This is a genomic window from Streptomyces sp. NPDC042259, from assembly GCF_055582085.1.
Window position 1 is genome coordinate 92,837 of the sequence record NZ_JBVJDW010000013.1, and the last position, 24,947, is coordinate 117,783.

Below are 24,947 nucleotides of genomic sequence, written 5' to 3' on the forward strand. Positions count from 1 at the left end.
CCATGTCCGTGCACCCGGCCTGCCGTCAGCGTTTCCGGCCGGCGCCGCGCGCGACGATCGTCATGCGGACGGTGACGACGTGCTCCCCGTCCGCGTCGGTCAGCTCGCCGCGCACCCCGAGGATGTCGCTGCCGCCCAGTGACCTGGCCGACTCGACGGTGGTGGCGACCGACAACCGGTCGCCCGCCCGCACCGGACGGGTGTAGCTGAAGTGCTGGTCGCTGTGGACCACACGGGTGTGGTCGAGACCCAGCTCCGGGTCCTGGACGACCTGGTCGGCGGCCCGGTGCGCGAGGGTGAACGGGAAGGTGGGCGGGGCGATCACGTCGTCGTGGCCGAGTGCGCGGGCGGCGGCGGGATCGGTGTAGGCGGGGTGGGCGTCGCCCACGGCCTCGGCGAACTCGCGGATCTTCTCGCGGCTCACCTCGTAGGGGGCGGTAGGGGGGTAGGCGCGGCCGACGAAGGCCGGATCCAGAGGCATTTCAGGTACTCCGGCGGTCGAGGTGCGGCAGCGGGGTCGCGGCGGCCAGCCACTCGGCCTGCCAGCTGGCGGCCATCCGGGGCGCGCCGGGGCGGATCTCGGAGCCCACCCAGCGGGTCACCGGACGGATGCCGTGCAGGGCGTTGGTGAACCACGCCTCGCGGTCCGACAGATCGGCCGGCACGGCGCGGCGGAAACGCACCGTGATGCCCCGCTCGGCGGCCAGGCGCAGCACCCAGCCGCTGGTGACACCGGGCAGGACGCGCAGCCGGGGATCGACGGCGCACAGGGCGTCGCCGTCCCACCACAGGAGGTTCGCGGTGGCGCCCTCCAGCACCAGACCGGAGGGCGTGGTGAGCAGCGCCTCGTTCGCCCCGGCCGCGATCGCGGCCGCCCGCAGCTCGCCGAGGTGGTCCAGGTCCGGGCCCTTGCGGCGGGGCAGTTTCCGCTGGTCGCCCCGGCCGGAGACCCAGACCTGTACGGAGGTGGTGCGGGCGGGGGCGGGGCGGACCCGGAAGCGCAGCCGCGCCCCGGATCCGTCGGCCACCAGCTCCGCCCGGGGGAACCACTCCCCCGTGGCGGGCAGCCTGCCGAGCGCCGCGTCCCAGAACGCGTCCACCACCTCGGCGGGCGGGCCCCCGGCCTCGGCGCAGGCGGCCGCGAACCGCCGCCGGTGGCCCTCGACGGCGCGGGCCGTGCCGTCCTGGACGAGCCAGGAGTCGGCGGCCAGCAGCCGGGAGGCGACGGGGGACCTCTCCTCCGTCAGCCGCCCCGAGGGCCCGGCGACGTACACGGCCGGCGTCGCTGGCACGCTCATCGCAGGCCGGGTGTCTCTAGGGCGCGCTCGGGGAACGTGGCGCCCAGCAGGCGCAGGATCGGGGTGGCCTTGACGGCGGTCTCCTCGTACTCCTCCTCGGGGTCGGAGAGCGCGGTGATCGCGCCGCCGACGCCGTAGCGGACCCGGTCGGGTGTGATGACGGTGGTGCGGATGGCGATGCTCAGGTCGGCGGCGCCGTTGAGGGAGAAGTAGCCGATCGCGCCGGAGTAGACGCCGCGCGGGCCCGCCTCCAGCTCGTCGATGATCTGCATGGTGCGGATCTTGGGGGCGCCGGTCATCGAGCCGCCGGGGAAGGCGTTGCGTACGCAGTCCACCGCCGAATTCCCGGCCTTGAGGCGGGCGCGGACGGTGCTGACGAGCTGGTGCACCGTCGCGTAGCTCTCGATGTCGAACATCTTGTGCACCGAGACCGAGCCGACTTCCGCGCACCGGCCGAGGTCGTTGCGGACCAGGTCGACGATCATCAGGTTCTCGGCGCGGTCCTTCTCGCTGGCCCGCAGGTCCTCGGTCAGGGCCTGGTCCTCGTCGGGTGTGACGCCGCGCGGGCGGGTGCCCTTGATGGGCTTGGACTCGGCGACCTTGTGCCGGTCGATGCGCAGGAACCGCTCGGGCGAGGTGCTCAGCACCGACAGCGCGCCGAAGTTCAGCAGCGCGGCGAACGGCGCGGGTGAGGTGCGGCGCAGGAAGCGGTAGCTGTCCCAGGGGTCGATCGAGCCCTCGGCGTCGATCATGTTGGTGAGGCAGACCTCGTAGGTCTCGCCGGCGTTGATCGCCTCGTGGCAGGCGCCGATCAGGTCGAGGTAGGCGCGCCGGTCGTGGCGCAGGCTCACCTCGAGCGAGGCGCCCGGTTCGGCCGGCGTGGCGTCGGCGCCCAGTCCCTTGAGGCCCGCCAGCCGCTCGGCGGTGGCGTCCAGCCAGGTACGGGCCTGGGTGTCGTCGTCGGCGGGGGCGAGGGCGAGGAGGTGGGTGGTGGAGGTGGCGTGGTCGAAGACGACCGCGCGGTCGGCGAAGATCAGGGCGCCGTCGGGGTTGGGCGAGGCGTGGGCGGCGCTGCCGCCGCACTCCGCCTTCAGCTCGTAGCCCAGGTAGCCGACCCAGCCGAGGGCGAACTCGAAGGGCAGCTCCGGGACGTCGACGTGGCGCGCGCGCAGATCGGCGTCCAGCCAGTCCAGGAACGGGGTGCTCAGGACCTCGGTGGTGCCGTCCGACTTCTGCCGGGTCACCGTGCAGTTCTCGACGTCGGCGAGCACCACCTCGGCCAGCGGGCCGGTGGCGTCGCCCATGACGGAGAACCGGCCGAGCCCGTCGTCGGGGCGGCTGCTGTCGAGCCAGTAGGCGTGCGGGGCCGCGCGGAAGAGGTGGTCGTAGGCCACTTCCGGGTCCCACTGGGTGGGCAGCGCGGTGGTGTGCACCCGGAAGCGGGCCGGGGGCGCGCTCTCGGGGGCCCGGGTGACGGTCGCGGTGGTGTGAACCGCGGCCGAGGGCTTGCCGCGGCGGCTCCCGGGGCGGCCGTGCCGCTCGGCCAACCGCGCGAAGTTGGCGAGCAGTTGATGGCCGTGCTCGGTGCATATGGATTCGGGGTGGAACTGCACGCCCCACTGCGGGCGGGTGCGGTGCCGCAGCCCCATCAGGATCCCGTCGGGCGTCCAGGCCGTGGCCTCCAGCTCGTCGGGGAGGTCGCTGACGGCCAGCGAGTGGTAGCGCACCACCTCGAACGGCGAGGGCAGTCCGGCGAACAGGCCCGTACCGTCGTGCAGCACCGGCGAGGAGCGGCCGTGCCGGGGTTCGGGTGCGCGTTCCACCGTGCCGCCGTGGACATGCGCCAGACCCTGGTGGCCCAAGCAGACCCCGAGCAGGGGGATATCGGAGTCCCGGATGATGTCGCGGCAGATACCGAAGTCCGCTTCCCGCTCGGGGGTGCCCGGCCCCGGCGAGATGATGACGCCGTCGAACTCCGCCAGGTGCTCAGGCCGCCAGAGCGGGTCGTCGTTGGTGACCACGACGGGTTCGCGACCCGTGGCCTGCGCGACGTAGTGAGCGAGGTTGTAGGTGAACGAGTCGTAATTGTCCACGATGAGCGTACGCATGCAAGGACTCTCCCTGGATGAATCAGCGGGCCGAATCAAGGCCGAAAAAGCAATGGCGGAGCCGACCTTCGGCCGACTATTCCCAGCGCGGAAAACAATTCACACAAAATTAACGGTGGCGACAGTGGCACCGAATTGTACGGACGGCCCGGAAGACGACCGCCCGGCGGCGTGACGGGCCACGGCCCAATGGATGATGTAGGTCACACACAGGTGAAAACGGAACTTCCGCATTCCGTTTCGACGCCCCGGGAGACCCTCGCGGCCCGGCGTGACGCCCCCACCCGCCGGCCCCGCACTTCTCGCTGCTCGCTACTCGTGAACATGGCCCTCATACCCCCGTACCACGGCACTGTCCAAGCGGAGTTGACCCCTCGACCGGCCACGCCCCACGACGGGACCCGGCGGTGACGGGAAATCAACCTAGCAACATCCGCAGGATGTTTGCCCTAATGTGACGCACGTCATTTGATCCATAGGGTTCCCCCCGGAACGATGGCATGTTTCCAGTCGGAACGGCCAAATCCATGCGTATCACGGACCGGTAACAACGGGTTACCGGAAGCGCTCTCGGACAGTTGTTGCGCACTCGCGAGGCCACGTCTACGGTGGCTTTCGGGTACGGGGGCAACCATGGCCGGGGGACACGGCGTCATGGATCGAGACGGGGGAAGACGGCTCGATCCCGCAAGACGCAGGCGCACCTTCGATAATTCAGTCGCGTAAGTCGCCAGCCTCCGTGCAACCTTCTGTGCGGCCCGGAAACGGGTGCCCGCCGCCGCGGGCTGGACACTCTGGAGCATCGATGTATCACGGGGCAGCAACGCAGTTACCCGGCGCCACCACCGGAGCCGACTGGGTCGACGACACCTTACTGAGCGGCTCCCCGGACGACGTCTGCCTCGTCCTCGACCGCGAGATCGACCGCGGCACCCTCCGACGGGCCGTGCGGGACTGCGAAGCCGCCCTCACCCGGGCCGGGTTGACGCCCGGCGGCACGGCGGCCCTGCGGTTGCCGCCCTCGCTGGCGTACGTGGTCCACCTCCTCGCCGTCTGGCGGCTCGGTGCCCAGGCGGTGCTGCTGGACCACCGCCTCACCGCCCCCGAGACCGAGCGCGCGCTGGAGACCGCCGCGCCCCAACTCCTGCTGTCCACCACGAAGTCCGCCAGCGCGCTGCGCGGCTTCCACCAGGTGGACGTGGACCTCACTCCGTACCCCGGCCGCCCCGCCGTGACCGGTCATCTGCTCGTCCAGCTCAGCTCCGGCACCACCGGCCCGTCGAAGGTCATCGGCCGCACGGCCGCGAGCCTGAGCGCCGAGCTGGACAGCTACGCGCGGATCGACGGCATGCCGGGCCCGGGCGGGCGGCTGGTCGCGCTCAGCTCGCTGACCCACACCTACGGCCTCATCGGCGGGCTGCTGCACAGCCTCCACAACAACGTCCGTTTCACCCTGCCCGCCCGCACCACACCGGCCGGGGTCATGGACACCGTCCGCGCGCATCCCGCGCCGACCATGCTCATGGGGGTGCCCGCGCAGTTCACCCTGCTGGGATCGGTGGCCGCACCGCCGCCCATGCCCCAGCTCGTCCAGGCCATGTCGGGCGGCGGCCGGACCCGTCCGGAGCTGGCCGCCGCCTTCGCCGACCGGTTCAGCGCCCCGCTCGGCGACTGCTACGGCATGACCGAGACGGGCGTCATCGCCACCGACATGAGCGGCGCGATGCGCCCGGCGACCGGCTGGGCCGCCCCGGGGGTGCGCGTCCGCGTCGACGGGGGCGAAATTCTCGTCGCCACACCGGAATCCCCCTATCTCGGCGACCACATCGGCGACCAGCCGTCGGGCCGCTGGGCCGACGGCTGGCTGCGCACCCGCGACGCCGGCGAGGTGGACGAGGTGACCGGTCTGATCACCGTGCGCGGCCGGCTCGACTCCCAGGTCTCCGTCCGCGGCCTGAAGGTCGACCTGAGCGAGGTCGAGGACACCCTCACCGCCCTGCCGGGCGTGCGGGAGGCGGTCGTCCTGTACCGCGACGGAATCAACGCCTACGTGGAGCCGGAGGCGGGGGCCACCCTCGACGGCATCGAGGAAGCGCTCGGCCGGCAGCTCGCCGACTTCAAGCTGCCGCGCCGCTGGTACGTCATGCCGCACCTGCCCCGCACGGCGACGGGCAAGCCACTGCACGACCAGGACGCCCTGCGGGCGGCGGCGGAGCGGGACGGTTACACGCGATGAAACACACGGGGGGCACGGCGTGTTCGGGGGACTGCGCGGAATGACGTCGTACGGGACCACGCCGTACGGGACCGTGGAGCGGGGGATCGCGGGGTGCGACGCCACGCCGTCCGGGATCCCGTACGCCACCCGCTACGGGATCACGGCGTCCGGCCGGGGCCCCGCACCACGACGTGCCCGCCCGGCGTGGCGGGGCCGGCCGCGGCCACGGCCAGCAGGTACCCGCCGGGTATCCGGCGGGCGGCCGTACGCAGGCCCGGATCACCCGGCACCGGCCTCAGCACGGTCCGCGCGGGGTGGGGGGCAGCCGCCCCGTGGGGGGCAGCCGTCCAGCCCCCGTCCGGGTACGGCACCGGGCGGCGCAGACCACCGTCGGACAGCCCCAGGCCGCGCACTTTCCCGATGGCCTCCTTGTGCGTCCACAGCCAGAGGAAGGCGGCGGACCGCTCCTCGTCCGCCCGGTCCGCCAGCCACCGCGCCTCGGCCGCCGAGAACCAACGGCGGCCCAGGGCCAGGGCGGGCAGCGGACGCAGCCGTTCGACATCCACTCCCACCGGGCCCAGCCGGCTCAGCGCCACGGCCACCACACCGGCGCAATGGCTGACGCTCACGTGCAGCCCCTCGGCCGCGCCCCCCAGCCGGGGACGGCCCCCGGGTTCGCGCCCGACCTCTATCTCCCCGGGCGGCACCCGCAGGACGTCCGCCGCCGCCTCCCGCACCAGCGGTGCGCTCACCGGCCGCCGCTCGCTACTGGCCGTCAGCCGGACGACCACGTCACCCGGACCGACCGGTACGACCTCACTCATACGTCACACCCATAAGTCAGGAGTCAATCAAGTGAGCACCGAAACCCGCGAATTCGTTCTCGACGTACTGCGCGAGCTGAACTACGAGGTCGACGGCGTCACCGACGCGACCCCGCTCGGCGACGAGGGCCTGGAGCTGGAGTCGCTCACCCTCGCCGAGGTCACGATGCGCCTGGAGGAGAAGTACGACGTCCAGTTCACCGACGAGGAGCTGGAGGGCCTGGCCAAGATAACCCTCGGCGACTTCGTCTCCCAGATCGAGGACCGCGCGGCCGCGGGTCAGAGCCGATGACCGCCGCACCCGCCCCGACCAAGGAACTCCTGATCGAGATCCTCGCCGAGTACGGGGAGCGCGAGGCCGACGACGTGACCGAGCGCGTCGACTCGCTGGAACTGGCCTGGCTCGTCCACTCCCTGGAGGAGCGGTACGCCCTGGAGCTGGACCTCGACGACGCCCAGCTCGCCCGGATGACGACACTGGACGACGCGCTGGCCGTCCTCGCCGAGGTCCTGCCCGCCCCGGCGGACGCGGGGGGTGAGGACAGTGACCGTAAGGCGGCACAGCGCGCGTAAACCCGTTGTCGTCACCGGACTCGCCGTGACCACCGCCTTCGGCCGCGGCCTCGAAGCGCTGCGCCGGGGCCTCGCCGCCGGGCAGCCGGCCTTCGCGCCGGTCACCCGCTTCGACGTGAGCAGGCGACGGGTGGACCGGGCCGCCACCCTCCCCGGCGACCCGGACCTGATCGACGAGATCACGGGCGCGGTCACCGAGGCGGTCGGCCAAGCCGGGCTGGACGCCGGCACGACGGCCCGCACCCCCCTGCTCTTCGCCCGCCACGCCGACCAGGCACCGCCCAGGCTGGCGCTGCCCGAGCACCACGCCCGGGCGCAGCACACCAGCGGTACCGAGATCGCCGGGCGGTGCGGGCTGCGCGACGCGACCCGTACGTACACCAACGCCTGTGTCGCGGCGAGCACCGCGCTCGCCGACGCGGCGGCCCTGATCGCCGCCGGGCGCGAGGAGCGGGTCGTGGTGGCGGCGGGTTACTTCGTCGACCCCGACGCCTACGCGCTCTTCGACGCCGGACGGGCCCTGGCCTCGGACGGACAGCTGCGCTCGTTCAGCCAGGACCGCAAGGGGCTGCTGCTCGGTGACGGCCTGGGCGCGGTCGTCCTGGAGTCCGCCGAGGCGGCGGCGGACCGGGGGGCCGCCCCGCTCGCCGCCCTGCTCGGCTGGGGACGGGCCGGGGACGCGTTCCACGTGTGCCAGCCGCACCCCGAGGGCCTCGGCATGGCCGCCGCCATCGAGGCGGCGCTCGACCGCGCGGCCCTGTCCCCCGAAGGCATCGACTACATCAACGCGCACGGCACCGGCACCCCCCTCAACGACTCCGCCGAGACGGCCGCGATCCGGCGGGCGTTCGGCGAGGCCGCCGCGAAGGTGCCGGTCAGCTCCACCAAGTCGCTGCACGGCCACACCCTGGAGGCCTCCGGGGTCGTCGAGTTCGCGGTGTCCGTGCTGGCACTCCAGGAAGGAACCGCCCCCGTGAACGCGGGCTACCTCGGGCCGGACCCGGCCTGCGAGCTGAACCTCGTGGTGGACGCCCCCCAGCCGGTGGCGCCCCGGGCCGTGCTCTCCCTCAACGCCGCTTTCGGCGGCGCCAACACCGCGCTGGTGGTCGGGACGGTGGCGACATGAGCGGACTGTCCGTAGCGGGCCTTTCGGTCGTGTCCCGCGCCGCGTGGCCGGAGGCCGGGGACAACCCGGTCAAGGGCCCGCCGAAGCTGGCCGGGTTCGTGGTGTCGTCCTTCGCCCCGCTGGCCGCCGAGGCCGCCGAGCGGTGCCTCAGGCGCGCCTACGGCGAGCCGCCGACGCCACCGGGCCGGGAGCGGCGCACGGCCGTGCTCGTCGTGAGCAAGGGCGGCGACACCGCCACCGACCGGGCCGTGGCCAAGGCCGTGGACGCCGGCCGGTCCGTACAGCCGCTGCTGTTCTTCCAGTCCGTGCCCAACGCCGTGATCGGGCACGTCGCCAAGCGCTGGGGCCTGGTGGGCCCGGTGGTGTGCCTCAGCCCGGAGGGCGACCCCGAGCGGGAGGCCCTGGCGGCGGCGGACCTGCTGCTGCTGGACGACGCGGCCGACGACGCACTGATCGTGCTGGTGGAACTGGCGACCGAGGAGGGCGCGCACGGCACCGCCACGGCCCTGCTGGTCGGGCCGGACACGGCGGGCACAGTGGACGCGACCGAGACGACCGAGAAAGCGAACGAGGCGGAAGCGTGAGCGACGACGGCAAGGACGTCCCGGACCTCAAGAGCGTCCCGGACGTCTCCGAGAACGAACTGACGGCGGCACTGCGGCAGTTCTGGTGGCTGCACGACGCCCGTTGGTACCAGGGCGTGAAGAAGCGCTTCGGACAGGAGGTGGCCAACGAGATCAACGCCGAGGCGCTGCGTTTCGTCGGCCGCCGCGTCGGCACCTGGTACGCGAACACGCACGGTGTGCCGGACGGCTCCTCGCCCGCCGCGCTGGCGGAGGCGGTGGCGGGGCTGACCCGCACGATGACGACCGAGCAGATGATGCGCAGCCACGTCGAGGAGGTCGGCGAGGAGAGCCTGGAGACGGTCGTCACCGAGTTCTTCGCACTGCGGATGCTCAGGGCGGCCCGTTCCCTGGAGGGCTACCAGTGCCCCTGCCTGGACATGCGGGGCGGCTGGTTCGAGGGCCTCGGGGTGAAGGTCGAGGAGACCACCGTGGAATGCATGCGCACCGGGGGAAGCGCGTGCCGGTTCCGCACGGAGGTCCGTACCGAGGCCTGCAGAGAGACGCCCGCCCCGGCACGCACCACCGCGCCCGCCGGGGTTTCGGCGGAGATCGCCGCAGAACAGGCGAGTTGACACGCCCCGGCCCACCGGGCCGGGACGCGAAGTACAGAACAGGAAAGGTTGCACGGGTTCCATGTCCGGTTCGGATGCCGCCGCCCAGTTAGTTCCCCCGAAGACCACCAGCCCCCCACCGGACACCGGACAGGACGCCGCCTACGCGCGCGGCGGACTGACGCTGCTCATGGCGTGCGGCGCGACGTTCGTCGCGTTCCTCGATGTCTCGGTCACCTACGTCGCGTTCCCCAGTCTGCACAAGAGCTTCCCCGACGCCTCCCTGTCGGCGCTCTCCTGGGTGGTCAGCAGTTACACCGTCGTCTTCGCCGCCGTCCTCGCGCCCGCCGGCCGGCTCGCCGACGTGCTGGGACGCCGGGCACTGTTCCTGTTGTCCGTGGCCGGGTTCACACTGGCCTCCGGGCTCTGCGCGATCGCGCCCAACGTGGAGTTCCTGGTCGGCATGCGGGTGCTCCAGGGCATCTCCGCCGCCGGGATGATCCCTTCCGCACTGAGCCTGGTGCTGTCCTCACGCCCGCCGGAGCAGCGGTCGAACGCCATCGGCCTGTGGGGCGCCAGCAGCTCAGCCGCCGCGGCCGTCGGCCCGCCGCTGGGCGGCCTGCTGGTCGACAGCTTCGGCTGGCCGTCGGTCTTCCTGATCAACGTGCCGCTGGGTGTGGTGCTGGTCGTGGCCTCCTACCGGATCCTGCCGCCCCGGACGGGACCGGCCGGCCGGATGCCCGACCTGGTCGGCACCCTCGCGGTCGCGCTCGGTGTGGGCGGTGTGGTCGCCGCCCTGACGGAGGGCAGCAGCTGGGGCTGGGCCTCCCCCGCGTTCCTCGGGGCGTTGCTGGGCGGTGCGGTGCTGCTGGCCGTGGCGCTCTGGCGCTCCCGCCGCCACCCGGCGCCGGCCGTGGAGATCTCGCTGTGGCGCAGCCGTAAGTTCCGGGTCTCCAACATCGCGTTCGTGCTGTTCGGCGGCTCGATGTACTGCTGGCTGCTGGCCGCGCCGCTCTTCGCCACCGAGATCTGGGGCTATTCGGAGGTGGAGGCCGGCCTGGCGCTGGCGCCCGGCGCGGTGATGTCCGTGGCGGCCTCGGTGCTGGCGGGCCGCTACGCCCGTGCCCACCAGCGGCCGGCGGTCGTCGTGGGCAGCGTCCTGTTCGCCGTCCAGTGCGGGATCTGGATGATCGGCCTGGAGTCGAAGCCGGACTTCCTGGTGATCTGGCTGCCCGCCACCTTGATCGGTGGTGTGGGCATCGGCGCGGTGATGACCGGCCTGTCCAGCGCCTCGTCCACCGCCCTGCCGTCCCGGCTGTTCGCGGCGGGCGCCGGCCTCGCGACGACGGCCCGGCAGGTGGGAGCGGCCCTGGGCACGGCGGCCTTCGCGGCGGTCATGGCCGTGCTCGGCGGCCAGAGCGGCAAGTCGCTCGACGGCTTCCGGCAGGTGTTCACGCTGTGCACGGTCCTGGCGGTCCTGGCGGCCGTCACGGCGCTGTGGCTGGCGGACCCGCCGTCCCCGAAGGGGCCGAAGCAGGAAGCCGAGCACTGATGTCAACGGAGGAGTGGACATGAAGAACGACCCGAAGCTGCGGGAAGGTGACCCGGACGGTACCCCGGACGCCATCCCGGACGGTGTTCCGGACCACGACGAGAACGACCCGGCGGAGCACGCGGTCATCGTCCGCCTGGCGGGCAACTGGCACCGCCGGGCGGCGGTGAAGCGCGAGGAACCCGAGCTGGACGAGCTGTTCGAGATCGACAGGCTCGACTACCCCGAGCGCATTCTGCCGTTCCGCGAGCACCCCACCTATCTGGCCCTGGAGCCCGCGGAGCGCTCCCGGCTGCTCAGCTGGGCGTGGATCGCCTACAACCGCACGACGGTGCTGCTGGAGGGCCAGGTCGTCAACCCGGCCTTCCAACTGGCCCTGGACGGCTGGTTTCCCAGCCTGGGCGGCGAGAAGCTGCAGCGTTCGGTGGCCCAGGCGATGGTCGACGAGCAGTACCACACCCTGATGCACATGAACGCGAGCGCGGTCACCCGCCGCCGGCGGCGCGAGGCGTTCCCGGACGCCGCGCTGCCCCTGCCCCGCGTCGCCCGCGAACACGCCCGGCTGCGCGACTCCTGGCCGGAGCAGTGGCAGCGTTCGCTGACCACCCTGGGCTTCGCGACGGTCGCGGAGATCTCCATCAACGCGTATCTGAACCTGATCGCGGAAGACACCGAGATACAGCCCGTGAACAGCGCCACCGTACGCATACACAACCGCGACGAGTACTGCCACGCGTCGATATCCACCGTCCTCGCCGAGCAGGTCTACGCGGACCTGGACGAGGCCGGCCGCCGGTTCTTCCTGGACTCCCTGGTGGCGGGACTGGACGGCTTCGTGGCCAACGACTTCGCCACCTGGCACCGGATCATGGACCACACCGGTCTGCCGGGCGGCCACGAAATGCTCCACGACATCGAGACCGCCACCGGCAAGCGGCCGCTGGTCCAGGACTACAGCGGGCTCCGCGGTCTGGTGGAGCGGCTGGGCGTGGAGGACGACCTCGAGTTCGACTGGTCACGGACGATCACGGATTCGGAGCCGGCACCCCTGACGTAGGGGGCGGAACGGAAGCGATATGCACACCATGGAACAACACGCACCCCGCACGGTGCTGATCACCGGCGGCAACCGCGGCATCGGCGCCGAGATCGCCCGGGCCTTCGTGGCGCTGGGCGACCGGGTCGCGGTCACCCACCGCGGCAGCGAGACCCCCGAGGGCACGTTCGGCGTCGAGTGCGACGTCACCGACTCCGCGTCCGTGGACAAGGCCTTCACCACGGTGGAGCGGGAGTTGGGCCCGGTCGGGGTCCTCGTGTCCAACGCGGGAATGACCGCGGACGGCCTCCTCATCCGCATGAAGGAGGAGCAGTTCCTGCGCGTCCTCGACACCAACCTCGCGGGCGCCTGGCGCTGCTCCAAGCGCGCCGTCCCGCAGATGCTGCGGCGCAAGGGCGGCCGCATCATCCTGATCTCCTCGGTGGCGGGCCTTCTCGGCAGCGCGGGCCAGACCAACTACGCCTCCAGCAAGGCGGGTCTGGTCGGCCTGGCCCGCTCCCTCACCCGTGAGTACGGCGCCCGCAACATCGCCGCGAACGTGGTGGCCCCCGGCCTCATCGAGACGGACATGACGGCCGGCCTCTCCGAGGCCCACCTCGCCGCGCAGCGCGAACAGATCCCCCTCGGCCGCACGGCCACGGCCGACGAGGTCAGCGGCGCGGTGACCTGGCTGGCGAGCGACGCGGCCGCATATGTGGCGGGCGCGGTGATCCCGGTGGACGGAGGGCTGGGAATGGGCCACTGAGACCGGGGCCGCCCCAACGGAGTCACTCTTTGTTGAGCACCCTCACCGGCGTGCCGCCGAGGTAGGCGTTGACGGCCTCGACGGCATCGCCGTAGACGAGCGCGAAGTTGTCGCCGGTCACATAGCCGATGTGCGGGGTCAGCACGGTGTTGGGGGCGTCGAGCAGCCGATGCCCGGCGGGGAGCGGCTCCTCCTCGTACACATCGAGCCCCGCACCGGCTATCCAGCCCTCACCGAGGGCCTTGACCAAGGCGGCCTCGTCGACGATCCGCGCGCGCGAGGTGTTGACCAGGAACGCGGTACGCCGCATCCGCCGCAGATCGTCCTCGGCGACGAGCCCGGTGGTCGTCCCGGACAGCCGCAGGTGCACGCTGACGACGTCCGAGGAGGAGAACAACTCCTCCTTGCCGACCGCCCGCACCCCGACGGCCCCCGCCCGTTCGGCGGTCATGTGCGGGCTCCAGGCCACCACGTCCATCCCGAACGCGGCCCCCACGGCGGCCACCCGCTGCCCGAGCTTCCCCAACCCCACCACCCCGAGCGTCCCCCCGGCCAGCCCCACCCCGACCCCGCTCTGCCAGCTCCCGCCGCGCACCCCGGCATCCTGCGCACCGGCCCGACGGGCCAACTCCAGGATCAGCGCCCAGGTCAGCTCGGCCGCCGGGTAGGGCGTCATCCGCGTCCCACTCACGACGACGCCCTGCCGCGCGGCGGCGGCGAGATCGATCGCGGCATTGTGCGCCCCGGCGGTGACGAGCAGCTTCAACCGCGGAAGCCCGGCGAGGACCTCCGCGGTGAAGGCCGTCCGCTCGCGCATGGCGACGACGGCGTCGAAGGCCGCGAGCCGCTCGACCACGGCGGCGGGACCGTCAAGATGATCGGAGAAGAACCGCACGTCGGCCCCGGCGGCCAGCCCCTCCCAACAGGGCAGAGCGGCGGCGGCGCTGTTGTAGTCGTCGATGACGGCGATACGCATCACGAAGATCCCCTGTTCGAACGATCCGACGTCGGCGCCACGGAGGGGCCGGTGATCATTCTGCCCCCGCCGAATAACAATAGATTTGTTAAGCTCCTCACATGGCTGACAACCTCGCCCCCGGCGAAGGCCCCATCCGGCCCGTGTCCGTCTCCCTCCACGAGGGCACGATCGCGGCCCTCAAGGAGCGCACCGGCAAGCGCGGTCTGTCCGCGTACGTCGAAGGCCTTATCCAGCGCCAACTGGAGCGCGATCGACTGCGCGAGCTGATCGAGGCCGCCGAAGCCGAGCATGGACCAGTCGACCCTGCCGCAGTCGAGGCGAAGCGGGCCATCCTGCGCGGTGAGGCACGCAACGCGGCAGACGCCGCGTGAGCGGGACGCTCGTTCTCGATTGCGAAGGGCTGTCCCGACTCGTGCAGCGCAACCCTGAACTCACCGAGTGGCTGGCCGCAGCCGAGGCGGAGGACATCCACGTAGTCATCAGCTCCGTCACCCTCGTGGAAGCGCGCGACCCCAGGGTGAACCAGGCGCGGTTCGACTACGCCGTCTCACGCGTGACCATCGTGCCGCCCACGGAGGCCATCGCCCGGCACGCGAGCAAACTCCTCGCCGCGGCCGGCCTGCACGGCCACAAGTACGCACTTGATTCCATCGTGGCAGCCACCGCGCTGACCTCACCGAAGCCGGTCACCGTGCTCACCTCGGACCCCGAAGACCTCACCACGCTGTGCGGCCCCGGCGTCCAGGTCGTCAAGGTCTGACCGACGCGCTCGTCGAAGAATTCGCTGTCACTGTGACGGGTGCGACTTGCGCTCCCCGACCTGCTTCTCGCAAAAGCAAAAGCCCCAGGTCACGGCGAGTGAGTCCTGAGGCTTCTACAGAGCCGCCTTCGGGATTCGAACCCGAGACCTACGCATTACGAGTGCGTTGCTCTGGCCAACTGAGCTAAGGCGGCAAGCTGCCGGACACCTGAACGGCATCAGCAGCGCGGCCTAGTCTACACAGTTTCCAGGGGTGCTCCGCACCAGGCGAGTGGGAGGGGGAAGCGCAGGTCAGGTGCACTTCCGGGCGGCGGGGGGCGGGGTGGTGGTGAGGAGGTAGTCGTTGATCGTCGTATCGACGCAGTCGCTGCCCCGGGTGTAGGCCGTGTGGCCGTCGCCCTCGTAGGTGAGGAGGTGGCCCGAGGAGAGCTGGGAGGCGAGGGCGCGGGCCCAGGCGTAGGGGGTGGCGGGGTCGCGGGTGGTGCCGACGACGAGGATGGGGGCGGCGCCCTCGGCCTCGATGCGGTGGGGTTGGCCGGTGGGCGGTACGGACCAGTAGGCGCAGCTCAGGGCGGACCAGGCGAGGCTTTCACCGAAGACCGGGGACGCCTTCTTGAAGTCGGCGACGGCCCCGTGGACCTCGGCCGGGCTGCGGAAGGCCGGGGGCAGGTCCAGGCAGTTGACGGCCGAGTTCGCGTACATGAGGTTGGCATAGGAGCCGTTCCGGTCGCGCTCGTAGTAGGCGTCGGAGAGCTTCAGCAACGGGCCGCCGTCGCCGTCGCGGGCGGCGCGCAGGGCGGCGCGGAGGCGGGGCCAGGCGCGCTCGTCGTACATGGCGGAGATCACACCCGTGGTGGCGAGGCTCTCGGTGAGGTCGCGCGAGGTGCCGGTGCGCAGAGGGTGGGTGTCGATCCGCTTGAAGAGGTCCCCGAGCCGGCCGCCGGCGGCGGCGGTGCTTCCGGGGCCCAGGGGGCAGTCCGCCCGTCCGACGCAGTCCTTCGCGAACGACTCGAAGGCGGTCTGGAACCCGGCCGTCTGGTCGCGGTTGACCCGCCGGGCGTCGAGGGAGGGGTCCAGCGCGCCGTCGAGGACGAGCCGGCCGACGCGGGACGGGTAGAGCCCCGCGTAGGTGGCGCCCAGGAAGGTGCCGTACGAGGCACCGACGTAGTGGAGTTTTTCGTCGCCCAGGGCCGCGCGCAGGAGGTCCATGTCGCGGGCCGCCTCGACGGTCGAGACATGGCCGAGGACCTTGCCGGAGCGGCTGGCGCAGCCGTCGGCGAAGGCTCGGTACGCCTGGGTGAGTTCGCCGACCTCCGACGGGCTGTCCGGGCTCATGTCGACCCGGGTGTACGCGTCCATGTCCGCGTCGGACAGGCAGTTCACCGGCTCGCTGCCGGCCACGCCGCGCGGGTCCACCGCGACCATGTCGTACCGGGCGCGGACGGGGGCCGGGTAGCCGATGCCCGCGTACCCCTGGAGGTAGCCGACGGCCGAGCCGCCCGGGCCGCCGGGGTTGACCAGCAGCGAGCCCAGCCGTTTGCCGGGGCCGGTGGCCTTCTTCCGGGAGACGGCGAGCTTGAGGTCGCCTCCCGCGCGGGGGCGGTCGTAATCCAGCGGGGCCACCAGCGTGGCGCACTCGAAGCGGTCGCCCGCACAGGAACGCCAGGTGAGCTTCTGCGCGTAGTACGGCCGTAGCTCGGCCGGCAGCTCGGTGGGCAGCGGCGCGAGCGGCTGCACGGGGCCGTCGGCATCCCCGACATCCGTCCCGGCATCCGCCGGACTCTGCGATCTCGCCGACGCGGCCGCCCTCGGCGTCGCGGTCCCCGAGGCGCACCCGGAGATCAGCAGGGCCGCCGTCACGACGACGGTGGAGGAGGTGCGGAGCAGACGGCTGGTGTCCAAAGCTGTTCCCTCGGGGTGGGGGGCGGGTGGACAGTCACACATAGGTGATACGCAGGGCCATTGCAGTCATACGGAGCGTATCCAGAGGGATGCCCAAGTTGGCTCATCCCATGGCCCACTAGTCCTCATACGAGTGAGGTACGCGCCAGTACGAAGCGATCCGCCGCCGGATGCCGTAACAGCCCGCCTCTGCCCCCGTCGCACCCTGCCTGTCCCGCCTGCCCTGCCTGTCCAGCCTGCGCCCCGAAGCCCCGGTCCTGCCGAGCCCTCGCGCTCAGCCCGCGGAGGCAGCCCGCGACGGCGTGCTCACCCCGCCCGCAGCGCCACCGTCATCGCCTCTACCGCCAGCAGCGGCGACACGTTCCGGTCGAGTGCGCGGCGGCACTCGATGATCGCCTCGATGCGCCGCAGCGTCCGCTCCGGCCCGGAGGCCGACGCTATGCGCTCCAGCGCGTCCCGCGCGTCGATATTGGCGATCTCGACCCGGGAGCGGAGCTGGAGCGCCAGCACATCGCGGTAGAAACCGGTCAGATCGATCAGGGCGAGATCGAGGCTGTCGCGCTGTGTCCGCGTGGCGCGGCGCTTCTGCCGGTCCTGGAGTTCCTTCATCGCTCCGGCCGTGCCGCGCGGGAGCCGGCCCCCGGTGCCGGCGGCCGCGCCGAGCGCCGCGCGCAGCTCCTCGGTCTCCTTGGTGTCGACCTCCTCGGCGACCTGCTTGGCGTCCTCCCCCGCCGCGTCGATCAGCTCCTGCGCGGCCTTGAGGCAGCCGCCGATGTCGTCCACGCGCAGCGGCACCTTGAGGACGGCGGCGCGGCGGGCGCGGGCCCGCTCGTCCGTGGCGAGCCGGCGGGCCCGGCCGATGTGGCCCTGGGTGGCGCGGGCCACCCGCGTGGCCAGCTCGGGCTCGATGCCGTCGCGCCGGACCAGGAGATCGGCGACCGCCGCCGGGGGCGGGGTGCGCAGGGTCAGCAGACGGCAGCGGGACCGGATCGTCGGCAGCACGTCCTCCAGGGAGGGGGCGCACAGCAGCCACACCGTGCGCGGGGCGGGCTCTTCCACCGCCTTGAGGAGGACGTTGCCCGCGCCCTCGGTCAGCCGGTCCGCGTCCTCCAGGACGATCACCTGCCAGCGGCCGGTGGCAGGGGACAGCTGGGCCCGGCGGACGAGGTCGCGGGTTTCCTTGACGCCGATCGACAGCTGGTCGGTACGGACGATCTCGACGTCCGCGTGCGTCCCCACGAGCGAGGTGTGACAACCGTCGCAGAAACCGCAGCCGGGGCCGTTGAGCGCCCGGTCGGGGCTGACGCACTGCAACGCCGCGGCGAAGGCACGGGCCGCGGTGGACCGGCCCGATCCCGGCGGGCCGGTGAACAGCCACGCGTGCGTCATGGAACCGCCGCCGCTCCCGGGGGCGGGCGCCGGGGACGGCGCGGAGGCCGACGCCACGCCCGTGACGAGCGCGTCCGCATCCCGCGCGGCAGCGGCGAGCTGCTCCTGCACCCGGTCCTGGCCGACCAGGTCGTCCCACACCGCCATGGTCTGTCCTCCGCGCTGTTGGTCCTGCGGTTACCCATTGTGGGACACGGCACTGACAAGGCTCCCCGCGTCGGCCGGGCAGCCGTGGCCGGCACCGGCAGGTACCCGGCTGCCCCTGCCCCTACCTGCCCTTGCGCCGGCGGCGGCCCTCGTCCTCCTCGTCGCGGTCGCCGAACAGCTCGTCCGCGAGGGTGGGGGCTTCCTTCTTGGAAGCCCTGCCCGCCCATCCCGGGCGCCGGTGATCCGTGCGCGTGGGCTCCGCGGGTCCGGCCTGCTCGTCGGCACCGGTCCGGCCCTCGTTGATCTGCGGCAGTTCGCGCGTGCGCTCGCTGTCCGATTCGGCCGGGGACTTACCCCGTTCCTCGTCCTCACGACGGAAGAGCCACTCCGGCACCCGGTCCGCGGGGTCCGCCGGGCGCTCGACGCGCTCGGGCCGCGTGGACCGCTCGCGCTGTCCGGGCTTCACGGGCGGCAGGACCGCCGTGTCGTCCATCGCTCCGGGCGGTGTGGACGGCCGCGGCGGGGCGGCGTCGGCCGGGGCCTGCGGCAGGACCGCCGTCTCCTCCGAATCCGATTCCGACTCCGGCCCGGGCCTGGACGTGGACTTGGCCCCCGACCCGGACCTGGACCTGGTCCCGGGCCCGGCCTCACCGGCGTCCCGCCCCTCACGCCGTCCCACACCCCAGGTGATCCGCTGGTCGTCGGACCCGTCACCGCTCGCCGTGGGCGAAACGCTGGGCGGAACAGTGGGAGGTGCGGGCGGCACCGGCGGGACAGCCGGCATCACCTTCGTTTCGGCATCCCGTGTCCAGTCCGTGTCACGCGGGTCGGCGGGGCGGACCGCCGGCGTCTGAACCGTCTGCGTCTCGTCCGAGGCGCGTCGCGCGTCCGCGTCCCGGCGTGCGTCCGCGCCCTTGCGAAGATCGGACTCGCGCAACGCCGGCCGCTCGACCGTCGGGGCCTCGGAATGGTGCGCATGGTGCGCCTCGCGCGCGGCAGCGGCCTCGGCGGCGACCCGCGCGGCCTCGGCCTCAGCCGCCGCGTCGGCGGCGGCCTTCGCCTCGGCCTCGGCCCGGGCCCGCTCCGCCGCCCGCTCCTGCTCGGCCACTCGTGCCTGCTCGGCCAGGCGCTCCTGCTCGGCGATCCGCGCCTGTTCGGCCAGACGCTCCTGCTCCGCCAGCCGGGCCCGCTCGGCCGCCCGCTCCTGCTCGGCGATGCGTGCCTGCTCGGCCCTCAGCAGCGCCTCTTCGGCCTTGCGCTGCTTCTCCAGGCGCCGTTCCGCCGCCTCCGCGCGCAGCCGCGCCTCTTCCTCGGCCTGCTTACGCAGCCGCTCCTGCTCGGCGGCGTGGGCGCGCTCCTCCGCCTCGCGGCGCTTGCGCTCCTCCTCCGCCCGGAGCCGGGCTTCCTCGGCCCGCTGACGGGCCTCCTCCGCGAGCCGCTCCTCCTCGCGCCGCCGGGCCTCCTCCAGCTCGCGGCGCTTGCGCTCTTCCTCTTCCGCCCGCTCGCGGCGCTGCCGCTCCTCCTCCTCGGCGCGGAGCTTGGCGAGCTGGGCCTGCCGCTCGCGCTCCAGCCGCTCCTCCTCGGCCTTGCGGGCGGCCTCTTCCTCGGCCCTGCGGCGGGCTTCCTCCTCCGCCGCCTTCCGGGCCGCCTCCAGGGCCTTGATCTCGGCCTCGGAGAGGGGCAGGACCTGGTCGAGCCGGTGGCGTACGACGGTGGAGATGGCCGCGGGCTCCTGGCCGGCGTCGATGACCAGGTAGCGCGCCGGATCGGCGGCGGCCAGGGTGAGGAATCCGGTCCGCACCCGCTGGTGGAACTCCATCGGCTCCGACTCCAGCCGGTCCGGGGCCTCGGTGAAGCGCTCGCGGGCGGTCTCCGGCGAGACGTCCAGCAGGATCGTCAGATTCGGGACCAGCCCGTTCGTGGCCCACCGCGAGATGCGGGCGATCTCGGTCGGCGAGAGGTCGCGCCCGGCGCCCTGGTAGGCGACGGAGGAGTCGATGTAGCGGTCGGAGATGACGACCGCGCCGCGCTCCAGGGCGGGCCGGACGACGGAGGCGACGTGCTCGGCGCGGTCGGCCGCGTACATCAGGGCCTCGGAGCGGTCCGACAGGCCCGCCGACGAGACGTCGAGGAGGATCGCGCGCAGCCGCTTGCCGATCGAGGTGGCGCCGGGTTCGCGGGTGACGACCACCTCGTGGCCCTTGCCGCGGAGCCATTCGGTGACCGCTTCGACCTGGGTCGACTTGCCCGCGCCGTCACCGCCCTCGAAGGCGATGAAGAAGCCGGTGGCCGCGGTCGCCTCGTCCGGGTCGCCGCCGCGCACCACGTCCAGCAGGTCGCGCCGGAACGGCACCCCGGCCCGGTCGTCGATCTTGCCGAGCACGAGCGCGGCCACGGGCAGCAGCAGCGCGCCGACGAGCATCAGCGTGAACGCCGCCCCGCCGTGTGCGAAGACGAAGCTGCCGCTCGCCAGCCGGTGCGGCCCGATGGCCGCCGCGAGCAGAGGCGCCACGACGGCGCTCAGCGCGACCGCGACCCGGACGGCGGCGTGCAGGTGCTCGGTGGTCCGCGCCCGGCGGCCCTCCTCGGTCTCCTGGTCGAGCAGGCAGTGGCCGGTGTTGGCGGCGACGCCGGCGGACACGCCCGCGAGGAGGACGAGCAGCAGCACCGTGGTGGGGTCGGGCACCAGGCCCGCGGCCAGCAGCGCCACGCCCGTCACGGCGATCGCCAGCACCAGCAGGCGGCGGCGCGAGAAGCCGGGCAGCACCTTGCGGGCCGTGCGGATGCCGATGACCGGGCCCCCGCCGAGCGCGAGGACGAGCAGCGCGAAGCCCACCGGGCCGCCGCCGAGGTCGACGGCCTGGAGGGCGGCGACGCCGACGGCCGCGGCGATCGCGCCCGCGACGGCCGCGCAGGCCGGTACGAGCACCGGGATCGCGCCCGTGCGGCCCTTGTCAGGGCCCTGGGGGGTCTTGGGGCGGCGCAGCCCTTCGAGCGGGGAGCGGGTGCGGGGCGTCTGCGTGGCGGGCAGTTCGAGGGCTTGCAGAAGCGCGATCGAGGCCGCGAACAGTCCGGCGGCGACGAACGAGCCGAGGGCCGCCTGGTGCAGGTGGAACCAGTCGATCCCCGAGCCGAGCAGATTGCCGACGAGCGTGACGAGGACGAGCACGGCGGCGGCGACGGGCAGGGCGACGAAGTTGGTACGGATCGAGAGCCGCCGCAGGGCGTCACAGTGGTCCGGCAGCGGCCGCACGGCCGCGCCCTCGGCGGGCGGGGCGGGCAGCAGGGCGGGGGCCGCGCTCTCCCGGGCGACGGTCCAGAAGCGCTCGGCGACGCCGACGACGAAGGCCGAGACGAGCAGCAAGCCGAGCGCCCGCCCCTCGGTCCAGTCGATCCACAGCGGTGCGACGGCGAGCAGCGCGAGCCGTACCCCGTCCGCACCGATCATGGTCCAGCGGCGGTCGAGGGGACCGGCCGGGGCGATGAGGGAGGAGAGCGGGCCGAGCAGGACCGCCCCGAAGAGCAGGGTCGCGAGCAGCCGTGCGCCGAGGACCGCCGCGACGGCGCACGCGGCGCCCCGGTAGCCGCCCCCGAACGAACCCGCCGCGACCGCCGCCTGCAGCGACAGCAGCATCAGGACGAGGAGGGCGAGGGAGTCCCCGATTCCACCGACGGCCTGGGCGCGCCACAGCCGCCGGAGCGGCGGGAAGCGCAGCAGGGCCCGTACGGCGCGCTCGCGGGAATCCGCGGCTAGGGCGCCGGATGTGGGGGTCACCACTGTTGGCTGCTCGGCTCGCGTCATCCTGCCAGCCTATCCGGACTGACCGAATCACAATCCTCTGCCCGAAGGCCCCCATATGACCGGGCGACAACCGGGCATCGCGTTGACTCCGCACGCCAGGGGCCGCCCGGTGGATCTCCGGTCGCGGGGCCGTCCCCGCCGCGCGCGGCGGCGGGCGCTCCGCGGGCACGTCCCACTCACGACGAACGGGCCGGAACCGGCTGTATCCAGCCCGAACCGGCCCGTTCCGCGTTCGCGGACCCGCCGTGCGGCGGTGGCGCGGACGCCACGGCCCGCGGCGAACGACCGGGGTCGTTACTCGCCCGAAGCCGACCCCGTCGAAGCGGCGGCGGTGGTCTTCTTCGCCGCGGCCTTCTTCGTGGTGGCCGTCTTCTTCACGGCGGTCTTCTTCGCCGTCGTGGTCTTCTTGGCGGCCGTCTTCTTCGCGGCCGTCTTCTTGGCCGTCGTGGTCTTCTTGGCCGCCGTCTTCTTCGCCGGGGCCTTCTTGGCCGTCTTCTTGGCCGGGCCCTTGGCGCGCTTCTCCGCGAGGAGTTCGTAGCCGCGCTCCGGCGTGATGGTCTCGACGTCGTCGTCACGGCGCAGCGTGGCGTTGGTCTCGCCGTCGGTCACATACGGGCCGAAGCGGCCGTCCTTGACCACGACCGGACGCTCGCTGACCGGGTCGGTGCCCAGCTCCTTCAACGGCGGCTTGGCCGCGGCCCGCCCGCGCTGCTTGGGCTGGGCGTAGATGGCGAGGGCCTCGTCGAGGGTGATCGTGAAGAGCTGGTCCTCGGTCTCCAGCGACCGGGAGTCCGTGCCCTTCTTCAAGTACGGGCCGTAGCGGCCGTTCTGCGCGGTGATCTCCACGCCTTCGGCGTCCGTGCCGACGACGCGGGGCAGCGACATCAGCTTGAGGGCGTCGTCGAGGGTGACCGTGTCGAGGGACATCGACTTGAAGAGCGACGCGGTGCGCGGCTTGACCGCGTTCTTGCCGGTCTTCGGGGTGCCCTCGGGCAGGACCTCGGTGACGTACGGGCCGTAGCGGCCGTCGCGGGCGATGACCGGGTGCCCGCTGACGGGGTCGGTGCCCAGCTCGAAGTCGCCGCTCGGCTTGGCGAGCAGCTCCTCGGCGTACGCCACGGTCAGCTCGTCCGGCGCCAGGTCCTCCGGCACGTCGGCGCGCTGGTGGCCCTCGGAGTCCTTCTCGCCGCGCTCCACGTACGGGCCGTAGCGGCCGACACGCAGCACGATGCCGTCGCCGACGGGGAACGAGGACACCTCGCGGGCGTCGATCGCACCGAGGTCGGTGACCAGTTCCTTGAGGCCGCCGAGGTGGTCGCCGTCGCCGTTGCCGGCGTCGGCGGCGGAGCCGATCCGGCCCGCCTCGGTGCCGCTTTCGGAGCCGAAGTAGAAGCGGCGCAGCCACGGCACGGCCTGGGCCTCGCCGCGGGCGATGCGGTCGAGGTCCTCCTCCATGGAGGCGGTGAAGTCGTAGTCGACCAGCCGGCCGAAGTGCTTCTCCAGCAGGTTGACGACCGCGAAGGACAGGAAGGACGGGACGAGCGCCGTGCCCTTCTTGAAGACGTAGCCGCGGTCGAGGATCGTGCCGATGATCGACGCGTAGGTCGAGGGGCGGCCGATCTCGCGCTCTTCCAGCTCCTTGACCAGCGAGGCCTCGGTGTAGCGGGCCGGGGGCTTGGTCGCGTGACCGTCGGCGGAGATCTCCTCGGCGGTCAGCGAGTCGCCCTCGGTGACCTGCGGAAGCCGGCGCTCGCGGTCGTCCAGCTCGGCGTTCGGGTCGTCGGCGCCTTCGACGTAGGCCTTCATGAAGCCGTGGAAGGTGATCGTCTTGCCGGACGCGCTGAACTCGGCGTCCCGGCCGTCGCTCGCGCGACCGGCGATCTTGACGGTGACGGAGTTGCCGACCGCGTCCTTCATCTGGGAGGCGACGGTCCGCTTCCAGATCAGCTCGTAGAGGCGGAACTGGTCACCGGTCAGCCCGGTCTCGGCGGGCGTACGGAAACGATCCCCGGAGGGGCGGATCGCCTCGTGGGCCTCCTGCGCGTTCTTGACCTTGCCGGCGTAGGTGCGCGGCTTCTCGGGCAGGTAGTCCGCGCCGTAGAGCTGCGTGACCTGGGCCCGGGCGGCCTGGACGGCCGTCTCGGAGAGGGTGGTGGAGTCCGTACGCATATAGGTGATGAAGCCGTTTTCGTACAGCTTCTGAGCGACCTGCATGGTGGCCTTCGCACCGAAGCCCAGCTTGCGCGAGGCCTCCTGCTGCAGCGTGGTCGTACGGAACGGCGCGTACGGCGAGCGGCGGTACGGCTTGGACTCGACGGACCGCACGGAGAACCGGGTCTCCGCGAGGGCCGCGGCGAGCGCACGGGCGTTCGCCTCGTCCAGGTGGAGGACGGTGGAGCCCTCCTTGATCACGCCGGTCGAGCCGAAGTCACGGCCCTGGGCCACCCGGCGGCCGTCGACGGAGGTCAGGCGGGCGCCGAAGGTGCCGGGGTCGGAGGCGTCGCCGCCGCGGCCCGTCGCGAAGGTGCCGGTGAGGTCCCAGTACTCGGCGGAGCGGAAGGCGATGCGCTCGCGCTCCCGCTCGACGACGAGCCGGGTCGCCACGGACTGCACCCGGCCGGCGGACAGCCGGGGCATGACCTTCTTCCACAGGACCGGCGAGACCTCGTAGCCGTAGAGGCGGTCGAGGATGCGGCGGGTCTCCTGGGCGTCGACGAGCTTCTTGTTCAGCTCGCGCGGGTTGGCCACGGCCTCGCGGATCGCGTCCTTGGTGATCTCGTGGAAGACCATCCGGCGGACCGGGACCTTGGGCTTGAGGACTTCCTGCAGGTGCCACGCGATGGCTTCGCCCTCGCGGTCCTCATCGGTGGCGAGGAAGAGTTCGTCGGACTCGGCCAGCAGCTCCTTGAGCTTCTTGACCTGGTCCTTCTTGTCGTGGTTGACGACATAGATGGGCTGGAACTCGGCGTCGACGTTCACGCCGAGACGGGCCCAGGGCTCGCCCTTGTACTTGGCCGGGACCTCGGCGGCCCCGTTCGGCAGGTCACGGATGTGCCCGACGCTCGCCTCGACGACGTATCCGGGGCCGAGGTAGCCCTTGATCGTCTTCGCCTTGGCAGGCGACTCGACGATGACGAGTCGGCGGCCGCCCTGTGCGGTCTCGCTGGTCGGGGACAACTTCGCTCTTCTTCCGGTCGGCACTCGGTGTGGGCGCTGCGGTGACGCTGCGGAGTGTGACGGTACATCCCGCCCCCGTGTCAAACGGAAAAAGCCCGCAACGCCACTCGAAC

General features: G+C 72.6%; 20 protein-coding genes and 1 tRNA gene. 11 read left to right on the forward strand and 10 right to left on the reverse strand.

From position 1 onward, the window contains the following. Positions 1-25: 25 nt before the first annotated feature. Genes ACZ6MA_RS28815 through pabB form a run of 3 tightly spaced genes read right to left on the reverse strand, consistent with a single transcriptional unit; the run spans position 26 to position 3,406 of the window. On the reverse strand, positions 26-481 hold the full coding sequence (locus ACZ6MA_RS28815) for an FAS1-like dehydratase domain-containing protein (protein WP_469437231.1): 456 nt from the start codon (positions 479-481) through the stop codon (positions 26-28). A 1-nt stretch (position 482) separates the two neighbouring features. Further along, entirely contained in the window at positions 483-1,298 is an 816-nt protein-coding gene (locus tag ACZ6MA_RS28820) for an aminotransferase class IV (protein ID WP_469437232.1), read from the reverse strand. Continuing rightward, positions 1,295-3,406: an aminodeoxychorismate synthase component I gene (gene pabB, locus ACZ6MA_RS28825; protein ID WP_469437234.1), complete on the reverse strand. Its 2,112-nt coding sequence runs from the start codon at positions 3,404-3,406 to the stop codon at positions 1,295-1,297. Before pabB ends, ACZ6MA_RS28820 begins: the two co-directional genes overlap by 4 nt. A gap of 805 nt (positions 3,407-4,211) precedes the next feature. On the opposite strand from pabB, the gene ACZ6MA_RS28830 reads away from it, so the two are divergent. Next, positions 4,212-5,642, forward strand: a complete 1,431-nt coding sequence (locus ACZ6MA_RS28830; protein WP_469437236.1) for a class I adenylate-forming enzyme family protein — start codon at positions 4,212-4,214, stop codon at positions 5,640-5,642. Positions 5,643-5,782: 140 nt separating this feature from the next. Here ACZ6MA_RS28830 and ACZ6MA_RS28835 read toward each other — a convergent pair whose 3' ends face one another. Beyond that, entirely contained in the window at positions 5,783-6,448 is a 666-nt protein-coding gene (locus tag ACZ6MA_RS28835) for a 4'-phosphopantetheinyl transferase family protein (protein ID WP_469437238.1), read from the reverse strand. A 31-nt stretch (positions 6,449-6,479) separates the two neighbouring features. On the opposite strand from ACZ6MA_RS28835, the gene ACZ6MA_RS28840 reads away from it, so the two are divergent. The 8 genes from ACZ6MA_RS28840 (at position 6,480) to fabG (ending at position 12,678) form a co-directional block, all read left to right on the forward strand. Continuing rightward, positions 6,480-6,740 carry an acyl carrier protein gene (locus ACZ6MA_RS28840; protein WP_469437239.1) on the forward strand — a complete coding sequence of 87 codons (261 nt, stop codon included), beginning with the start codon at positions 6,480-6,482 and terminating at the stop codon, positions 6,738-6,740. Then, complete coding sequence (locus tag ACZ6MA_RS28845; protein ID WP_469437241.1) at positions 6,737-7,021, forward strand: acyl carrier protein; 285 nt, start codon at positions 6,737-6,739, stop codon at positions 7,019-7,021. The genes ACZ6MA_RS28840 and ACZ6MA_RS28845 overlap by 4 nt, the downstream gene beginning before the upstream one ends. Before the next feature lie 25 nt (positions 7,022-7,046). Continuing rightward, positions 7,047-8,147 (forward strand): beta-ketoacyl-[acyl-carrier-protein] synthase family protein, encoded by a 1,101-nt coding sequence (locus tag ACZ6MA_RS28850; RefSeq protein ID WP_469437243.1) that lies wholly within the window; start codon positions 7,047-7,049, stop codon positions 8,145-8,147. After that, positions 8,144-8,731: a beta-ketoacyl synthase chain length factor gene (locus ACZ6MA_RS28855; protein ID WP_469437244.1), complete on the forward strand. Its 588-nt coding sequence runs from the start codon at positions 8,144-8,146 to the stop codon at positions 8,729-8,731. The genes ACZ6MA_RS28850 and ACZ6MA_RS28855 overlap by 4 nt, the downstream gene beginning before the upstream one ends. Beyond that, positions 8,728-9,345: a hypothetical protein gene (locus tag ACZ6MA_RS28860; protein ID WP_469437246.1), complete on the forward strand. Its 618-nt coding sequence runs from the start codon at positions 8,728-8,730 to the stop codon at positions 9,343-9,345. The genes ACZ6MA_RS28855 and ACZ6MA_RS28860 overlap by 4 nt, the downstream gene beginning before the upstream one ends. Positions 9,346-9,406: 61 nt before the next feature. Next, complete coding sequence (locus tag ACZ6MA_RS28865) at positions 9,407-10,876, forward strand: DHA2 family efflux MFS transporter permease subunit (RefSeq protein ID WP_469437248.1); 1,470 nt, start codon at positions 9,407-9,409, stop codon at positions 10,874-10,876. Between the two features lie 19 nt (positions 10,877-10,895). Then, positions 10,896-11,933 carry an AurF N-oxygenase family protein gene (locus ACZ6MA_RS28870; RefSeq protein WP_469437250.1) on the forward strand — a complete coding sequence of 346 codons (1,038 nt, stop codon included), beginning with the start codon at positions 10,896-10,898 and terminating at the stop codon, positions 11,931-11,933. A gap of 28 nt (positions 11,934-11,961) precedes the next feature. After that, positions 11,962-12,678: a 3-oxoacyl-ACP reductase FabG gene (fabG, locus tag ACZ6MA_RS28875; protein WP_469437252.1), complete on the forward strand. Its 717-nt coding sequence runs from the start codon at positions 11,962-11,964 to the stop codon at positions 12,676-12,678. 22 nt (positions 12,679-12,700) lie between these two features. On the opposite strand, the gene ACZ6MA_RS28880 is transcribed toward fabG, so the two are convergent. Next, the gene (locus ACZ6MA_RS28880; RefSeq protein WP_469437253.1) at positions 12,701-13,654 is read right to left on the reverse strand and encodes a D-2-hydroxyacid dehydrogenase family protein; all 954 of its coding nucleotides are present in this window, start codon (positions 13,652-13,654) and stop codon (positions 12,701-12,703) included. Positions 13,655-13,755: 101 nt separating this feature from the next. Here ACZ6MA_RS28880 and ACZ6MA_RS28885 point away from each other — a divergent pair, with 101 nt between their 5' ends. Further along, entirely contained in the window at positions 13,756-14,028 is a 273-nt protein-coding gene (locus tag ACZ6MA_RS28885; protein ID WP_469437255.1) for a hypothetical protein, read from the forward strand. Next, on the forward strand, positions 14,025-14,417 hold the full coding sequence (locus ACZ6MA_RS28890; protein ID WP_469437256.1) for a type II toxin-antitoxin system VapC family toxin: 393 nt from the start codon (positions 14,025-14,027) through the stop codon (positions 14,415-14,417). The genes ACZ6MA_RS28885 and ACZ6MA_RS28890 overlap by 4 nt, the downstream gene beginning before the upstream one ends. Before the next feature lie 120 nt (positions 14,418-14,537). Here ACZ6MA_RS28890 and ACZ6MA_RS28895 read toward each other — a convergent pair. From ACZ6MA_RS28895 to topA, 5 genes are all read right to left on the reverse strand, one after another. Beyond that, positions 14,538-14,611, reverse strand: a tRNA-Thr gene (locus ACZ6MA_RS28895). Positions 14,612-14,708: 97 nt separating this feature from the next. Beyond that, the gene (locus ACZ6MA_RS28900; protein ID WP_469437258.1) at positions 14,709-16,319 is read right to left on the reverse strand and encodes an alpha/beta hydrolase; all 1,611 of its coding nucleotides are present in this window, start codon (positions 16,317-16,319) and stop codon (positions 14,709-14,711) included. A gap of 306 nt (positions 16,320-16,625) precedes the next feature. Next, the gene (locus tag ACZ6MA_RS28905; RefSeq protein ID WP_469437260.1) at positions 16,626-17,855 is read right to left on the reverse strand and encodes a DNA polymerase III subunit delta'; all 1,230 of its coding nucleotides are present in this window, start codon (positions 17,853-17,855) and stop codon (positions 16,626-16,628) included. Positions 17,856-17,976: 121 nt separating this feature from the next. Then, positions 17,977-21,657, reverse strand: coding sequence for a dTMP kinase (gene tmk / locus ACZ6MA_RS28910; protein WP_469437261.1), 3,681 nt, complete (start codon positions 21,655-21,657; stop codon positions 17,977-17,979). Positions 21,658-21,951: 294 nt separating this feature from the next. Beyond that, complete coding sequence (gene topA / locus ACZ6MA_RS28915) at positions 21,952-24,834, reverse strand: type I DNA topoisomerase (RefSeq protein ID WP_469437263.1); 2,883 nt, start codon at positions 24,832-24,834, stop codon at positions 21,952-21,954. Positions 24,835-24,947 lie beyond the last annotated feature (113 nt).

Coding starts and splice junctions, on each gene's coding strand:
- ACZ6MA_RS28815 (WP_469437231.1), bottom strand. CDS start 481: ATGCCTCTGGATCCGGCCTTCGTCGGCCGCGCCTACCCCCCTACCGCC.
- ACZ6MA_RS28820 (WP_469437232.1), bottom strand. CDS start 1,298: ATGAGCGTGCCAGCGACGCCGGCCGTGTACGTCGCCGGGCCCTCGGGG.
- pabB (WP_469437234.1), bottom strand. CDS start 3,406: ATGCGTACGCTCATCGTGGACAATTACGACTCGTTCACCTACAACCTC.
- ACZ6MA_RS28830 (WP_469437236.1), top strand. CDS start 4,212: ATGTATCACGGGGCAGCAACGCAGTTACCCGGCGCCACCACCGGAGCC.
- ACZ6MA_RS28835 (WP_469437238.1), bottom strand. CDS start 6,448: ATGAGTGAGGTCGTACCGGTCGGTCCGGGTGACGTGGTCGTCCGGCTG.
- ACZ6MA_RS28845 (WP_469437241.1), top strand. CDS start 6,737: ATGACCGCCGCACCCGCCCCGACCAAGGAACTCCTGATCGAGATCCTC.
- ACZ6MA_RS28855 (WP_469437244.1), top strand. CDS start 8,144: ATGAGCGGACTGTCCGTAGCGGGCCTTTCGGTCGTGTCCCGCGCCGCG.
- ACZ6MA_RS28865 (WP_469437248.1), top strand. CDS start 9,407: ATGTCCGGTTCGGATGCCGCCGCCCAGTTAGTTCCCCCGAAGACCACC.
- ACZ6MA_RS28870 (WP_469437250.1), top strand. CDS start 10,896: ATGAAGAACGACCCGAAGCTGCGGGAAGGTGACCCGGACGGTACCCCG.
- fabG (WP_469437252.1), top strand. CDS start 11,962: ATGGAACAACACGCACCCCGCACGGTGCTGATCACCGGCGGCAACCGC.
- ACZ6MA_RS28880 (WP_469437253.1), bottom strand. CDS start 13,654: ATGCGTATCGCCGTCATCGACGACTACAACAGCGCCGCCGCCGCTCTG.
- ACZ6MA_RS28885 (WP_469437255.1), top strand. CDS start 13,756: ATGGCTGACAACCTCGCCCCCGGCGAAGGCCCCATCCGGCCCGTGTCC.
- ACZ6MA_RS28905 (WP_469437260.1), bottom strand. CDS start 17,855: ATGGCGGTGTGGGACGACCTGGTCGGCCAGGACCGGGTGCAGGAGCAG.
- tmk (WP_469437261.1), bottom strand. CDS start 21,657: ATGACGCGAGCCGAGCAGCCAACAGTGGTGACCCCCACATCCGGCGCC.